This is a genomic window from Streptococcus parasanguinis (genome assembly GCF_009717775.1).
Classification (GTDB): domain Bacteria; phylum Bacillota; class Bacilli; order Lactobacillales; family Streptococcaceae; genus Streptococcus; species Streptococcus parasanguinis_AG.
Genome location: NZ_WMZF01000002.1, coordinates 256,028 through 271,049, shown reverse-complemented (window position 1 = coordinate 271,049; position 15,022 = coordinate 256,028). Strand labels below are relative to the sequence as shown.

The following is a 15,022-nucleotide window of genomic DNA, read 5'->3' as shown; positions in this document are numbered from 1 at the left end:
GGTATCTCCTTTTTCAATCAGGAGCCAATCACTTTTGGAGTCCCTACGACACAAATCAGCGATTGGCTGGTTCGGTGCGGTTCGGGATGATCGTCGATTTGTATCATAGCTCTCTCCTTTCTCTTTTCTTGGTAAGGCATAAAAAAGAGTCCTACCCTCGATCGGTAGGACTCATGAAACTCGTCATTTATTTTTCAATCAAAACTCTCAAAAAACTGACCGTCCAAGCTTTAGCTCCACAAGGCAATGAAATGAGCTTAGTCTTGACCTTTGCGATCAGGACTGTTGACCAACGAGTAGTGTCTCCACTGCTTTGCGGTAGTCATCCGTATCCTTGTGGTAGCCTCACCTACCGTATTTCGAGTTTATTGTACTCCTTCACTTACAGAAAGTCAACACTTATTTGTGAAAAGTTTCCACCAAACGTTTGGTAATTTCTTCAATGAGGGTGAAGGGAGCTGCCACATTGAGGCGGGCATGCAAGTTTCCTTCTTTTCCAAAATCTGTTCCACGGTTCAAAATCAATTTGGCTTGGTCATGGATTTTAGCATGCAGCTCATCATCGCTATAAGGATAGGCTGAAAAGTCCAACCAAAGAAGATAGGTTCCTTGGGGCTTCATGACACGGATTTTAGTGTTTTCATGCAATTCATCTACGACATAGTCAATGTGTTTTTCAAAGACTTGCTTGAGCTCTGTCAACCAAGGCTTGCCATGACGATAAGCCGCTTCTGTAGCAATATACCCTAAGCCTGAGATTTCATGTTGATTATTAGCCAATTGCCGTTGTTTAAAAGCTGTACGAAGTTTTGGATTTTCAATGACCACATAGGAATTTTTTGTTCCTGCAATATTGAAAGTCTTGGTAGCACTAGTTAAGATCAAACTGAAATCTTTAAAGCTTGGATCAACCGTGTTAAAACTGGTATGACGGTGGCCAAACAAGGCCAAATCTTGGTGGATCTCATCTGAAACGAGAAGGACACCATGTTTTTGACAAAGGTGGCCGATTTTTTCCAAGACTTCACAATCCCATACACGGCCTCCAGGATTGTGCGGATTACACAAAACATAGAGTTTAACCTCTTGCTCCACAATATCTTTTTCCAGCTGATCAAAATCAATTTGGAAAAGACCATCCTTTTCAACTAATGAATTTTCGATCAATTTTCGACGATTGAGTTTGACACTTCGGGCAAATGGAGGATAGACCGGTGTATTGATTAAGACAGCATCCCCTTCCTTGGTGAAGGCTTGAATAGCTGTTGAAATAGCTGGAACAACGCCTTCGATAAAGACGACAGCTTCCTTGTCAAAGGAATAGCCATGCTCTTCTTTTTCCCAATCAAGGATAGACTGGTAGAGGCTATCCGATGCATAGGTGTAGCCATAGACCATTTGGTCTGCATAGCCGATAACAGCTTCTCGTACTTCTGGAATGACATTAAAATCCATGTCCGCGATCCAAGCTGGAATGATTTCTGGATCGGTCTCTGTTTCTTTCCATTTGTAGGTATGGTGGGTCAAGCGATTCGGTAAAGTCGTGAAATCATATTTGGTCATCTTAAGCCTCCAATGCTTGTTTCAAATCTTCAATCAAATCATCCGCATCTTCGATTCCGATGGACAACCGAAGAAGATCATCTGTCAAACCGTATGAATGACGAACTTCTGCAGGAATGTCCGCGTGAGTTTGGGTGGTAGGATAAGTGATCAAACTTTCAACTCCGCCAAGGCTTTCTGCAAAGGTAAAGACTTGAAGGGAATTCAACAAGTTAGGAATTTTTTTCTCATCTTGAATTTTAAAGGAGACCATTCCACCTTTTCCAGTGTAGAGGACTTCTTTGACCTGAGGGGAGGTTTTCAAAAACTCGACCACCTTGCGAGCATTCTCTGTGGAGCGCTCCATCCGGATAGAGAGCGTTTTGAGACCACGGATCAGCAGATAGCTGTCAAATGGGGAAAGAACAGCACCTGTCGTGTTCAAATTGTAAAAGAGTTTGTCATACAAGTCTGCATCATTTGTCACGACAACACCAGCCAAGACATCGTTGTGACCAGCCAGGTACTTGGTTGCTGAATGAAGAACAATATCCGCTCCCTCTTCAATCGGGCGTTGATAGATCGGGCTATAGAAGGTATTGTCCACCACGACTTTGGCACCTTTTGCATGGGCCAATTTGGCTAAATGAGCAATATCAAATTCCAACATCAATGGATTGGTTGGTGTTTCAATATAGAGGACATCCACCGGACCATGATCTAGATGGTGGATCAGTTCTTCTTCCGTATTGGCATAGGTGAAAGAGAAACGACCTTCTTGCTCTTGTTGGTTAAACCAGCGGAAAGAACCTCCATAAAGGTCACGAACGGCTAAGACTTTTGAACCAACAGGGAAAATGCTAAAAGCAAGCACAATAGCTGACATTCCAGAGCTTGTCGCCAAAGCATAGTCTGCACTTTCGATAGCTGCCAAAGTTTTCTCAGCTGTTGCGCGTGTTGGATTTTTCGTACGGGTATAGTCAAAACCTGTAGACTGACCAAATTCTGGGTGTTGGTAAGTCGTAGAGAAATGCAAAGGAGTCGTCAAAGCTCCCGTTGCTTTATCCGACTTGATTCCTGCCTGTGCCAAGATAGTATTGATATTGCGTTTTTTACTCATATTGCCCTCCGATAAACATTCAATCTAACTGCTTACTATTTTATCACTATTATGAGGAGAGCGGTTTTCCCATTTTCAAGACCTAGCTATAGTTTCAAACTATAAGAAAAGGCTGGGCACTTTTTACCCAACCTCTGATTTATTTAATCCGGAATTTTTGTCTGAGACGTGCAGCTTGACCTCCAATAAAGCGGTCAAAATACCGTAGCCATAATCCTAAGGCTCCATAAATAGCAACTCCTAATCCGCCTATGACGATGATATAAATCATGCTCGATACACGGCCATTTGGTGGGAAAATCCAGCCCAAAATCAAGCCTGCGATCAAGACTCCAAGTAGCATCACTACAGTCAGGATAGAACCAAGCAAGGTCCGCTTGAAGATGATGGTTCGATTAAACTGAGTAATGGTTTGGATCTCCCGATACATGAGAACGATTGGCACCATTAAGGCAATGGTCGTTGACAAAAGCGGCCCATAAGAACGAAAGACCAAAATAAATGGAATTTGTAGGACCAATTTCACCACTACACCATAAAAGAAGTAGCGGATGGCCTTGCGATTTTGAAAGAGGGCTTGAATCATTGGCGATAAGACCGTGTAAAGACCGAGAATTACCGTCTGCAACATCGCTACGATGAAGAGTCCTAAGGCCAAGCTATCTGGTTGCCCATAGAAAACCGTATAAAGTGGTTTTGCGACTGCTACTGCACCAAAGGTGGCTGGAAGCAAGAAAGCTAGCAACATGGTCAAGTTATCCTGTACGAGCTTCCCAGCTGCTTTTAGGTCCCCCTTCACATAATTCTCTGTCAACAGAGGAATCCCAACTCCCCCAATCGAAGTCGCTACTGCTATCAAGATCATGGTAATTTTGTTTGGATTAGCAGAGAAATAACTAAACATGACCATGAGCTGCTTTTGACTATAGTCTGTGAACCAAGACATGACATTGATAAAGGTCATCTGGTCAACAATTTGGAAGAGCTGAATCGCAGAACCAGTAATGATAAAAGGAATAGCTTCCCGAATCGTATCGATCAAGAGAGCCCGAGTGTCAATCCCTTCACTTCCCTCTTGCTTTCTAAAAATAGAAGAGAGCAAGCCTGTCTTTGCAAGGTAATAAAAGAGCACCAGAAGGCTCGCTCCCATACCGATAAAGGCCGCAAAGGTCGACTGCGTCACAGCCTGCACATAGTCTCCTGAGCCAATCTTCATAATGAAGAAGGTCGTGAGCAACATCCAGATGACCCGGATCACTTGTTCAGCGATCTGGCTAATGGCGTAAGGCTTCATGTTGTTAAAACCTTGGAAAAATCCCCGGATGACACTCATGGAAGGAAAGATCAAGACAGCCCAAGAAAGGCTCTGCATGATCGGAATCAACTCTTTTCCCCCACCTGAAAGACTAGCAAAGACAGGAGACAAAAGATACATGAGAATGGCAAATCCAAGGCCTAGAATTCCCATGAACTTCAAGAAACCCCGAATCAAAGCAAAACTATGATCGGCTTGTTCTCGGGTATTGTATTTGGCTACTTGCTTGGCAACGGCTACGGGTACTCCGGCTGTCGAAATCAAGAGAAACCAAGCATAGATATTGTAGCCCATTGTAAAAAGACCATTGGCTTGTGGCCCATATTTTCCCATCCAAATATACCAAGGAATAATATAAGCGGCTCCTAGCAAACGGCTGATAAAGTTGCTGGCTGTCATCCAGGCAGTCCCGCGTAGCATCTGGGCTTGCTGGTCATTTTGTTCGTGACTCATTGGTGTCCTCTTTCGTTTCTTCTTCTCTTCATTATAAACTTTTCCATGACACTTGTAAAATAGGGACTTTAGGTTTACAATAGTTTTATGATTACAATTGAACAAACCCTCAACATTTTAAAACATGACCAAAATTTCCGAGAAATTCTAGTAAATGGTGAATACTACTACCATCTAGAAGGAACAAGTTTTGATGCTATTAGCTATGATAGCCGGAAGGTTTCTGCTAGCACCCTCTTTTTTGTCAAAGGGGCCAACTTCAAAAAAGAATACCTGGAACAGGCTATTTCTAATGGACTCGGCTTTTATGTCTCTGAAAAAGATTATGAAGTTGGTATTCCTGCTATCCTCGTCAATGATATCAAACAGGCCATGAGCTTAATTGCCATGGAGTTTTATGGGCACCCTGAGAAACAATTAAAACTATTGGCCTTCACAGGGACTAAGGGAAAGACAACCGCGGCCTATTTTGCTTACCATATTTTGGAACAAAGTCACCGACCAGCTATGCTGTCTACCATGAATACGACACTGGATGGTAAAAACTTCTTTAAATCGACCCTGACAACGCCAGAGAGTTTGGATCTTTTTGCCATGATGGCTCAGGCAGTAGCCAATGATCGGACCCACCTGATTATGGAAGTTTCCAGTCAAGCTTATCTGGTGAAACGGGTTTACGGTCTGACTTTTGACGTTGGTGTTTTTCTCAACATCAGTCCTGACCATATTGGCCCGATTGAACACCCAACTTTTGAGGATTATTTCTACCACAAACGTCTCCTCATGAAGAACAGCCAAGCCGTTGTCATCAATAGTGATATGGATCATTTCCAAGTTTTAGCGGACCAAGTCGCGAACCAAGACCACGATTTTTATGGAAGCCAGTCTGAGAATCAAATTGAAAACTCTAAGGCCTTCAGCTTCTCAGCCACTGGTAAATTAGCTGGAAACTATGAAATCCAACTGATTGGACATTTCAACCAAGAAAATGCTGTAGCAGCAGGTCTTGCCTGCCTTCGCCTAGGTGCGAGCCTCGAGGATATCCAAAAAGGGATTGCTAAGACGCGCGTTCCAGGCCGAATGGAAGTCTTGACTCAGAAAAACGGCGCTAAGGTCTTCATCGACTACGCCCATAATGGAGATAGCTTGAAAAAACTGCTCTCAGTTGTCGAAACCCATCAAACAGGGACGATTTCACTGGTCCTTGGATCAACTGGTAATAAAGGAGAGAGCCGCCGCAAAGACTTTGGCTTACTCTTAGAAGACCATCCTGAGATCCAAGTCTTCCTCACAGCGGATGATCCCAACTATGAAGATCCTTTGGCTATCGCTGAAGAGATTAGTAGTTTTATCACGCGCCCTGTCGAGAAAATCGCAGATCGCGAAGAAGCCATTCAAGTGGCTATGGCAACAACCAGCAAGCCTGAAGATGCCGTCATTATCGCCGGAAAAGGAGCGGATTGCTACCAAATCGTCAATGGCGTAAAAGAAGAGTATCCAGGTGACGCCGCCATTGCTGAACGTTATCTATAATCAAACGAAACAAGGCTAGGAAATTTTCCTAGCCTTGTTTATTATTTGATAAACATCAGTCTTTCCTTGTCCAAGTCCACTGCTAATTCATATTTGCCTTCAGCATTTTTGCGGATATAGCCTAAGACTTCTAAACTATCGACAAAGATGTCCTTGCGCTTTTGCTGGACTACTTCTTTTTTGAGGAACTTGAGCAAAAAGCTGGTCATATACTTGAGAGCATACTCAGGATTGACATCTCCCAAGATAGCATAGAGCTTTTCTTGCTCCTCCGTCAATGGATATTGGTGTTTCACCTTGTAGAAGTAATTGGAAAGGGTCTGTGCATTTCGCGCAAAGTCCGTCTCCTCCACCAAAATCGCTTCATTGGTACTATTGCGAAGTTCCGTTTGGAAGATCCTGGCTTTTAATTCTTGATAAACTGCACTGTCCTCTCGGACAAAGACCTCCTGATCCAAGTCAACAAGATCAGCTGACTCCAAGAAGGGCAGGTTGAGGGTGTAGCGTTTATTTTCTCGAAGTATGAAGCCCGCTTTGATATATTCCTCCATCAGCTTATCCACTGGTTGATCCGGAAATTGGGCCTTAATTTGCCGCAGGATCACATCGTCATGCTGATCCAAATAGTTGATCAAGTCCTTGAAAAATGGCTGACGTGTCAAACGTGTGGGATTAATGATTGTAATCATAAATAGGTCTCGTTTACTGTTTTATCGGTTCGTTCTTATTGTAACATAAAAATTAGTTTAAGCGAAATCAATACCAAAGGACAAAATCTTCAATTTATGGATAGGCAGACAAGAGGGGAAAATAAGGCAATAAAAGAACTTAGTCTTTTCAATCCAAGTTTACTGTAGAAGCCCCATAAGTTATTCCAACTCATTTCATTTCTATTATTTTAAAAGAAATAAAATCAGTCAGTAGTTGCTTAATGCGTTCTGGACATTCTTCATTGTCCCTACTGTAGATACTCACTAAGCCATGTAAAAAAATAAAGATTCCACTACGAATATTTAGCGCTTCTGCATCAGATAAGTCTTTCGGTAAAAAGACATCAATAGCTTCTTCCAATAAACGATAACTTTTCATTCTCAATTGCATCAACGGTTGCGAACAATCGCCTGAATCTTCATGCTCTCCACGGTAAAAAATCAATAATTCATAAAAATTACGTTCTCTAAACCCAAAATCCACGTATGTTTGACAGATTTGAAGCAGACGTTCCTTATCATTCTGCTTGGAATGACTGATTTCTAAGCAAGTATGATAGAGGTGAGTTAACGGTTTTTCCGCTACTGCATATAATATATCCTCTTTCTTTTTAAAATACTGATAAATAGCTGTATGTGAACATCCTGCAGCTTGAGCAATCTGCCTAATTCCCACCTTCTGGTAAGGTTCTTTTCGGAAAATTTCCTCTGCTACTCTGATAATTCTGGACCTTGTATCCTTTGCCATTACAAACTCCCTTTAAACCCATCCGATGCCTCAAAATCTCGTACTGCATCTTTTACCTCACTACCATGACAAACACTAACAAGTGCCTGTGAATAATCCTTGAGAATTCTTTCACCACTAGCTAAAGCCTGTCTCATATCTGCTGTATATCCTTTCATTGGTGGACGCAACTTTCCATTTCTCGTAGCTGTAAAAAGATCTCCAGCAATTAAAACTTGATCCTCTTCATGGTAATAAACAACATGACCAGGGGAATGACCAGGAGAAAATAGTGGTTTTAGTCCTGCACTACTTATCAAGTCTTGACCTTCTTGACTTTCAACAGTTATAAAAGTAGCCGGATCAAAAATCACTTTTTCCGTCTCTTTTCTATTAGGAAAAGGTTCTTTGCCTGAAATATAGGGGAATTCCTTCTCACTGATTAAAGTCGGGATGTTCCCAAAGTGCTGTCTAAGATAGGGCAAACCTTTGATATGATCTGGATGTCCATGGGTCAGAAAAATTGCTTCAATTTTTTGTGGGAGTAAAAACTGGGCAGCGTACTTCTCCATTCCTCGCATTCCCGTATCAATCACATAAAAGCGACCAGATGATTCAACTAGCCATATGCTGACAACAAAAACACCCAATTCGAACTCAAACTTTCTTATATGTGGACTGATTTGTTTTGTACGTGTTAATAAACGATACAAGAAAGACATATTTACTTCCTCCTTTGAATTCCGGCAAAAACTAACCAGTGGTTAGTTTTTTGTGAAGTATATCATATTTTATCTGTCTAAACAAGAAACATCCAGAGGATAGTAGAAAAAATACAACTTTTTCAAGTTGTATTCGAACGTAAAATATGTTTTTAAAGTAAAAAATGATATATCGAGACTTTCCGCTGTGAGAAAAGTCCTTGAAACAATTAGGTTTCAAGGACTCGGTAGTTTTGAGACCTTAGGCTCAAAACTAAGTCATGGAACTTCCAAGAAGTTCGCTGACGTCCGCACTCATCAAAGGAAAGGATTGAAAAATTATTTTTCTTTAGTTTGATGTAACTCTTATAAACTGTATCAAAGATTCAGATTGTTGTTTCATGAATCCAAATCATCCAAATACCTTTCTTTAAACTGTAGCTGTGGTGACTGGGCTAACTGACTCGGGTTGGTTCCAGGTTGATCCAAAGGAACCGCTAGACCGAGCCCTCTGTAGTAATCTTCCCAAAACGGACTAATCTCCTCTTCCTCATCTCCAAACTTCATGGGAATGGTCTCAAAAATAGGAAGTAGTTCTGAGATGAACTGGGAACAGTAATAACCATCTCCATCCGGATAAAAGGAAGCATTGTAGGGAGCCCCTAAAAGACTCTCTGCTCGCTTTTTGACCTCTGGACAATCAATCTCCGCACAGCGATAAAAGTCATATACTTTCTCAGCTTCAAAGAAATCTTCAGGGGACTGGGCAAGGACGCCACCTTCTACAGTGGCATGATAAATGAATCCGTCCAAAAAGATAGCTACATGGCTATAGTTGCCAGTAGAGGCCTGAATGGCCTGCCCCATTTCTGTGTCTTCTCTAACAAAGATTAAATCACCATTTTCTAGCACGATCTCCTCCTAGCAAAAAAGGAGTCGAAACTCCTTTTAACGATGGGTTTCCCCATTTATCATTAAGCATTAAAGCTTTCAGTCAATTGAGGAACCACTTGTTTCTTACGTGAAACGGCACCTGGAAGGAAAGCGTGGTTGTTTTCAAGTTTGAAGTTGAAAGCTGCTTCTACCTTGTCCATGTTGGCACCAAGAGCCAAGATTTCTGAGTTTGAGTTGACGATATCTGTAATCATCAAAACAAAGTCAGAGTATCCGTTAGCTGCATTGGCAGCTTGGATAGCTGCTTCGATTTCAGCTTGGCGTTCCAAAACTTCCGCAATATCAACTGTGTTCACTTGAGCCACACGAACGTTGTTTCCGTTCAATTCAAAAGTCTTAGCATCGATATCGATCAATTCTTCTGCTGATTTGCTTGCCAAGTTCGTACCAGCCTTGAGCATGGCAAGACCGTATTCTTCTAAGTTGACACCAGCCAATTCAGCCAATTCAGGCGCAATCACTTTATCAGATGGGTGTGTTGTTGGAGATTTCAAAAGAAGGGTATCTGAAATCAAACCTGAAAGCATCAAACCTGCCAATTCTTTTGGCACTGCTACACCGTGTTCTTTGAACATGCGGTAAACGATAGAAGATGCTGATCCAACTGGTTCCAAACGCATGTAAAGTGGGCTAGCAGTTTCGAAGTTAGCCACACGGTGGTGATCCACTACACCATAAACTTCTACTTCAGCAATATCTGAAACAGATTGTTGGAATTCATTGTGGTCCGTCAAGATGACTTGTTCTGCACCTTCTGCTTTAGCTGATGTGATGACGCGTGGTGCTTCCACACCAAAATAGTCCAATACGAAAGCTGTTTCTTCATTTGGAGTTCCAAGAGCCACTGCTTCTGTATCCAAACCATAAGCTTCTTTTGCAAGATAAGCAAAAGCTACAGATGAACCGATAGCATCTGAGTCAGGATTTTGGTGACCAAAAACGAGAATTTTTGACATGTTTCTACCTCTTTATTTCATTTATAGATTCACTCTATTTTAGCACGTTTTGCCATTTAAAGAAAGGGAATAGTTGTGCATTTCAATAGAAAAGACAGCTGGAGTGACCAACTGTCTATACGTTTTATCCTTTGACCCGTTTCAGGTAATCTTGGTAACTTTCTGTTTCCATCAAATCTTTTGCATTTTGAACCCGTTCTTTTGTCGGTGGTTTCACACCCTCCAACTTGTACGGAATGCCCAATTCACGCCATTTGAATTCCCCCATAGTATGGTAAGGAAGGATCTCAAATTTATCGACATTTTTAAGGGTTTTAACAAATTTTCCAAGTTCGATCAAGTCATCATCTCGGTCTGTCAAACCTGGCACCAAAACGTGACGAATCCAGACTGGTTTTCCAATATCAGATAGGTACTTGGCACAAGCTAGAATCGTTTTATTGGTATGGCTGGTCACAATTTTGTGACGTTCATCATTGATTTCCTTGATATCCAGAAGCACCAAGTCTGTCACCGCCATCAAGCGGTCAAATTTTTCCAAATAACGAGGCGTATTCCGGAAAGGAAGGGCACAGGTATCAAGCGTACAGTGAATCCCCAACTCTTGAGCCTTGGTAAAAAGTGCAATCAAGAAGTCAATCTGCAAGAGGGCTTCTCCACCACTGACAGTGATTCCCCCTTTTTCGCCCCAAAATCCACGATAACGGAGGGCTTCTTCTAAGACATCATCCACCGTCCGCTCACGGGACTTGTTGGTTTCCATTGCCCAAGTATCTGGATTGTGGCAGTATTGGCACCGCATTTGACACCCTTGAAGGAAGACAATAAAGCGGATCCCAGGCCCGTCTACTGCCCCAAAACTTTCTGTTGAGTGTACCATTCCTGTTACTTTTCCATAGTCAACTGTTTCATTTTCCATTGAGGAACCTCTTCTCTTGAAAACGTTTTATGATTTTATTATAACACGATTCCACCTATTTTAAAGAGTTTAAGCTTCTTTTTGAAAAGAAACTGTTCTTTTCAGTAGTTTTCATTGTCCTAGTACAGTTTCCAATATGGGACTATCTGTCCTGTATTTTAGGAGAAAAAAAGGAGCCAGCGACTCCTTTTTTAGATCTTTCTTATAAAACACGTCAGTGAGTCGTCTTTTTCTTCTTGTACCAAACAAGAATCATCGTAGCTACTGCCACTCCAAAAAGAGCTAGATAGCTTGTTTCTTGTCCAGTAGATGGAAGGATTTTCCGTTTACCTGGTGTCTTCGTTTCTGTTGCTGCCTCTTCCTTGTCGTCTTGCTTCTCATCTTCGTTCTTGCCCTTCTCTTTGCTTTCAGATGGTGAACTCTTTTGTTCATTGGCTTGAGCCTGATGAGGGACTAGTTGAGACCCTGTATTCGATGAAGAAGGGCTGGTTTGATCCGTTGGTTGTCCTGCATTTCCTTGTTGATCATCCGTCGGCGTTCCTGGAGTTTGTGCTCCACTAAAGTCGATTTGGACCAAGACAGGATCATGGTCTGATGCACGACCGTGTTCCTTCATAAAGGAAGCATTGATATGGACTGGTTCAAACCTTGCTTTGGCTGCCATGTTGTTTGAGATAAAAATGTTATCCAAAACTTGATTGCTTCCACGATAGAAATAGGAATAGCGATCTCCTGCATCATGTTGGGCCATTAAGTTGGTTAGTTCACTGCCCGCAAGGATCTGTGCCGTGGTTGAAAAATCGTAATCATTAAAATCACCCGTCAAAACAAAGGTGGTCTTCGGATTTTGCTTCAAGCCTTCTTGAACGAATTGATGGATGACACTAGCTTGTGCTTCACGAGTTGGCAAGGTATGTTCCACTGCTGGTTGGCTTGCCCCATAAATAGCATCATCTCCGATTTTTGATTTCAAGTGATTGGCAATCACCACAACTGGTTGACCTTTGAATTCAAATTCAACAGCTAAGGACTTGCGAGTATGATCAAACGATGGGTCATTAGGGGCAATCCGAGCTGGATTTTTAACCAGGTGTCCCTTGTCAAATTGCGCTGCCTCGTTGCTAGTTGCTGCCTCTTTTTTGGCTAAGGTTACGCGTTCTGGATTGTAGAGGATTCCCAAACGAATATTGGAACCAGGCTTTCCTCCGTCAGCGCCATCTACTGGAGCAACCTCCGTATACTCATAGCTCTTGCCACCCAATTCCTTGATCCGATTGGCTAGTTTGCGTCCACTTTCAACACCACTGGTCGTTCCGTCATCCACACTACCATTATTGTCCTGCACTTCGATCAAAGTAATGATGTCTGGATTGTGAATTTCATGGATAAAGGAATTGGCAATCAGCGTCACCTTATCCTCTGGGGTTTCATTTTTGGCATTGTTGGCCGAGAAATTTTCAATATTGTAGGAAGCGATGGTCAGCTTGTCCTCACTTGGTTGGGTTTGAGCTGCTTGACGCTGCAAACCACCATCTTGGACTGTCAACTGTTGAGTAGGTTCTAACTTATAAAAGCTATTCCGATACGTTACCACTCCTGTTACGTCTTCTGTAAAGTAATCCTTGGCTTTTGCGACAAATTGATTCCCAACATAAATCGGGATCGTCGCTGTATTTTGCGCATGTGGCCGTAGATTCAGACCCCCAATATTGTTTAAAGGAAGGCCTGTAAAATCTTCTCCCAATACATAGATATCTCCTTTGTACTGGGGACCAAGGACATGCGGTTTCTTCACCACCGTGAGCATTCCTTCCAAGCTTTCCCAATAATCGAGAGCATCAGTTTCTGGAGCATAAGCAGTCGGATTAGGCTTCACATCTGCTGGCATGCCCTCAGTGATATTCACAGCTTCTGGAAGAGGGGCTGTCCCATCTTTTGTGATCCAAGCATCGACCAGCATGGTCACCGTTAAACTATTCGTTGGTTCCTTAAAGGTTTTCCCAGCTCCCAAGGTAACCTCTTCCATATAGCCTTCCTTGACGGTACCAGTGATTTTAACCTTGTCACCGACCTTGACCTTGTATTTAGAAACTACATAAATCCCATCTGAAGTACGGCTATTGCCATCCGATTCAATATCTTGGGCATAAAAACCATAGCGGTCTGTTTTCGTCACCACTGCATTTTTGATAGCTACCTTTTGGCCTTCCAGTGGAGAGCGTTGTGATTCCCCTTGAATGTCCCCGATCTTAACCGTTTTCTCCTCAGTATCGTCTGAGGAACTGCTAGATGTCTCTTCTTTATCACTCGAAGCTCTCGTCGTAGCTTCTGTAGTTGTTGTTGTAGCAGAAGTCGAACTATTTGTCGAGTTTTCTTCGCTGCTAGTGTTCGTCACAAGCGCTGGCTCTGAAGTCGAAGCTGTGGTCTCGTCTGCAACTACCGTGAGGGTACTGCTAAAGACCCCCAACTGACTAGCCAATAAGGTGGCTACTCCCAGTAGGCGAATCTTTTTACCGTTTTTTCTCATGCGTTTCTCCATCCCTAAAAAGTTTTCCTCTTTTATTATAAGGGAAGAACTTTGCATTTTCAAGCGCTTTCAAAAATATTTTTCAAAAAAAAAACACTTCGACCAAAAAAGATCGAAGTGTCAAGAACTTAAGCTAAAATTGCCAGTGTCTGATACGGTTTCAGAATTACTTTTTCAGAAAGCTTTACATTCTCATAGTTGGACAAGAGCACGCGCCCTGCTTGGTAGTCTTTTGGAATCGCTACTTCGACTTCACTTCCATAGAAATGATTGAGTACCAAGAGTTTTTGACCGTCTAAGTGGCGTTCAAAGGCATAGACTTCTTGACTATCTTCAAGTGCTGGCTGATAGCTGCCTTCTGAAATGATAGGCATTTCTTTACGCAAGCGAATCAATTTTTTATAGAAAGTAAAGATTGGTCCGTCGATCTCCTTTTCAACGTTGATGTCTTTATAGGATTTCCCAACTTTCAACCATGGGGTCCCTGTTGAAAAATCAGCATTTAGAGAAGCATCCCATTGCATGGGTGTACGAGAATTATCTCGTGACTTAGCTTGGATAATCTTGAAGGCTTGCTCAGGTGACTGACCTTGATCCAAAAGCATCTGGTAAGCATTCATGGACTCAACATCCACATAATCTGCCATCGAATCATAGTCTGGATCAATCATTCCAATCTCTTCGCACATGTAGATATACGGAGTTCCACGTGACAAGTGAATGCTAGCTGCGAGCATGGTCGCCCCTTCATTGCGGAAGTTCTTGATATCTACAAAGCGATTCAAGGCACGAGGTTGGTCATGGTTATTCCAGAAAAGAGCACTCCAACCACCACGTTCACTCATTTCCTTGCCCCAAGTATGATAGAGACGCTTGAGCTCTTGCAGGAAGAAGGCTTTATCGAGACTGTTCAAGGGATGGGGTCGCAAGTTTCTAGGCAAGCACACTTTGACTTCCCCGTTTCCCAATTAACCAGCTACCAAGAAATCGTCAAAGCTTCTGGCCTTCGCTCAGAAACCAATGTCATTCGTTTGGAAAAAATCAGTATCGATGAAAAAGGCACTAAAAAGACAGGTTTCCCCCTTCACCGATTGGTTTGGAAAGTAACCCGGCAACGGGTGGTGGATGGTGTCTCTTCTGTCTTAGATATTGATTACCTAGACAGAGAGCTGATCCCTGGCCTAACCAAGAAAATTGCCCAGCACTCTATCTACCAATATATAGAAGAAGACTTGAAATTGCAGATTGGCTATGCTAAAAAAGAAATCTTGATTTCACCAATCGATAATCGCGACAAAATCTTACTAGATCTTGGAAAAGACCAACACGTGGTGACGGTCCGCTCCCAAGTTCACCTAGCAGACGGACGGTAATTCCAATTCATCGAAAGCCGACACAAATTAGACAAGTTTCATTTTGTCGACTATGCAGAGCGGAGGAAATAAAGGAGGCTGGGACAAAAGTCCTAGCCTCTCAATTGTTTTTGGATTGTCGAGCAAGACGCAGTGGTTGAGTGGGCTCTACTACGCTGATTTCATCAGCTTTTACAGCCCTACTCAACTGTG

11 protein-coding genes, 2 pseudogenes and 1 riboswitch are annotated in these 15,022 nt (G+C 42.5%); of the genes and pseudogenes, 2 read left to right on the top strand and 11 right to left on the bottom strand.

Annotated elements, in window-relative coordinates:
* Positions 1–206 precede the first annotated feature (206 nt).
* Positions 207–364: riboswitch (M-box (ykoK) riboswitch) on the bottom strand.
* Positions 365–399: 35 nt separating this feature from the next.
* The 3 genes from GMC92_RS05470 to GMC92_RS05460 form a co-directional block, all read right to left on the bottom strand.
* A complete protein-coding gene (locus GMC92_RS05470) occupies positions 400–1,563 on the bottom strand; it encodes a MalY/PatB family protein (protein WP_070588765.1) in 1,164 nt (387 codons plus the stop codon).
* Position 1,564: 1 nt separating this feature from the next.
* A complete protein-coding gene (locus GMC92_RS05465) occupies positions 1,565–2,662 on the bottom strand; it encodes a cystathionine gamma-synthase (protein WP_070595297.1) in 1,098 nt (365 codons plus the stop codon).
* A 139-nt stretch (positions 2,663–2,801) separates the two neighbouring features.
* Positions 2,802–4,430, bottom strand: a complete 1,629-nt coding sequence (locus GMC92_RS05460) for a putative polysaccharide biosynthesis protein (protein ID WP_070675059.1) — start codon at positions 4,428–4,430, stop codon at positions 2,802–2,804.
* Positions 4,431–4,517: 87 nt separating this feature from the next.
* On the opposite strand from GMC92_RS05460, the gene GMC92_RS05455 reads away from it, so the two are divergent.
* Positions 4,518–5,963 (top strand): UDP-N-acetylmuramoyl-L-alanyl-D-glutamate--L-lysine ligase, encoded by a 1,446-nt coding sequence (locus GMC92_RS05455; RefSeq protein WP_070675062.1) that lies wholly within the window; start codon positions 4,518–4,520, stop codon positions 5,961–5,963.
* Positions 5,964–6,004: 41 nt separating this feature from the next.
* Here GMC92_RS05455 and GMC92_RS05450 read toward each other — a convergent pair whose 3' ends face one another.
* From GMC92_RS05450 to GMC92_RS05415, 8 genes and pseudogenes are all read right to left on the bottom strand, one after another.
* Positions 6,005–6,652 carry a DUF1803 domain-containing protein gene (locus GMC92_RS05450; protein ID WP_023918819.1) on the bottom strand — a complete coding sequence of 216 codons (648 nt, stop codon included), beginning with the start codon at positions 6,650–6,652 and terminating at the stop codon, positions 6,005–6,007.
* A 190-nt stretch (positions 6,653–6,842) separates the two neighbouring features.
* A complete protein-coding gene (locus GMC92_RS05445; RefSeq protein WP_070595302.1) occupies positions 6,843–7,421 on the bottom strand; it encodes a TetR/AcrR family transcriptional regulator in 579 nt (192 codons plus the stop codon).
* The gene (locus GMC92_RS05440; protein WP_023918823.1) at positions 7,421–8,122 is read right to left on the bottom strand and encodes an MBL fold metallo-hydrolase; all 702 of its coding nucleotides are present in this window, start codon (positions 8,120–8,122) and stop codon (positions 7,421–7,423) included. The genes GMC92_RS05445 and GMC92_RS05440 overlap by 1 nt, the downstream gene beginning before the upstream one ends.
* Before the next feature lie 378 nt (positions 8,123–8,500).
* The gene (locus GMC92_RS05435; protein ID WP_320909805.1) at positions 8,501–9,013 is read right to left on the bottom strand and encodes a YiiX/YebB-like N1pC/P60 family cysteine hydrolase; all 513 of its coding nucleotides are present in this window, start codon (positions 9,011–9,013) and stop codon (positions 8,501–8,503) included.
* 62 nt (positions 9,014–9,075) lie between these two features.
* Entirely contained in the window at positions 9,076–10,011 is a 936-nt protein-coding gene (locus GMC92_RS05430) for a manganese-dependent inorganic pyrophosphatase (protein WP_003005572.1), read from the bottom strand.
* Positions 10,012–10,135: 124 nt separating this feature from the next.
* Positions 10,136–10,930, bottom strand: a complete 795-nt coding sequence (pflA, locus tag GMC92_RS05425; RefSeq protein WP_003005017.1) for a pyruvate formate-lyase-activating protein — start codon at positions 10,928–10,930, stop codon at positions 10,136–10,138.
* A gap of 214 nt (positions 10,931–11,144) precedes the next feature.
* Positions 11,145–13,457 carry an endonuclease/exonuclease/phosphatase family protein gene (locus GMC92_RS05420; RefSeq protein ID WP_155199938.1) on the bottom strand — a complete coding sequence of 771 codons (2,313 nt, stop codon included), beginning with the start codon at positions 13,455–13,457 and terminating at the stop codon, positions 11,145–11,147.
* 128 nt (positions 13,458–13,585) lie between these two features.
* Positions 13,586–14,350 (bottom strand): annotated as a pseudogene (locus tag GMC92_RS05415) (alpha-amylase family glycosyl hydrolase); the annotation flags it as partial.
* Between GMC92_RS05415 and treR the strand changes: the two are divergent.
* Positions 14,324–14,902, top strand: a pseudogene (treR, locus tag GMC92_RS05410) (trehalose operon repressor); the annotation flags it as partial. The pseudogenes GMC92_RS05415 and treR overlap by 27 nt on opposite strands.
* Positions 14,903–15,022 lie beyond the last annotated feature (120 nt).

What these genes read in the sequence shown, in the direction of transcription:
- GMC92_RS05470 (WP_070588765.1), bottom strand. Translation starts at nt 1,563, where the DNA reads ATGACCAAATATGATTTCACGACTTTACCGAATCGCTTGACCCACCAT.
- GMC92_RS05465 (WP_070595297.1), bottom strand. Translation starts at nt 2,662, where the DNA reads ATGAGTAAAAAACGCAATATCAATACTATCTTGGCACAGGCAGGAATC.
- GMC92_RS05460 (WP_070675059.1), bottom strand. Translation starts at nt 4,430, where the DNA reads ATGAGTCACGAACAAAATGACCAGCAAGCCCAGATGCTACGCGGGACT.
- GMC92_RS05455 (WP_070675062.1), top strand. Translation starts at nt 4,518, where the DNA reads ATGATTACAATTGAACAAACCCTCAACATTTTAAAACATGACCAAAAT.
- GMC92_RS05450 (WP_023918819.1), bottom strand. Translation starts at nt 6,652, where the DNA reads ATGATTACAATCATTAATCCCACACGTTTGACACGTCAGCCATTTTTC.
- GMC92_RS05445 (WP_070595302.1), bottom strand. Translation starts at nt 7,421, where the DNA reads ATGGCAAAGGATACAAGGTCCAGAATTATCAGAGTAGCAGAGGAAATT.
- GMC92_RS05440 (WP_023918823.1), bottom strand. Translation starts at nt 8,122, where the DNA reads ATGTCTTTCTTGTATCGTTTATTAACACGTACAAAACAAATCAGTCCA.
- GMC92_RS05430 (WP_003005572.1), bottom strand. Translation starts at nt 10,011, where the DNA reads ATGTCAAAAATTCTCGTTTTTGGTCACCAAAATCCTGACTCAGATGCT.
- pflA (WP_003005017.1), bottom strand. Translation starts at nt 10,930, where the DNA reads ATGGAAAATGAAACAGTTGACTATGGAAAAGTAACAGGAATGGTACAC.
- GMC92_RS05420 (WP_155199938.1), bottom strand. Translation starts at nt 13,457, where the DNA reads ATGAGAAAAAACGGTAAAAAGATTCGCCTACTGGGAGTAGCCACCTTA.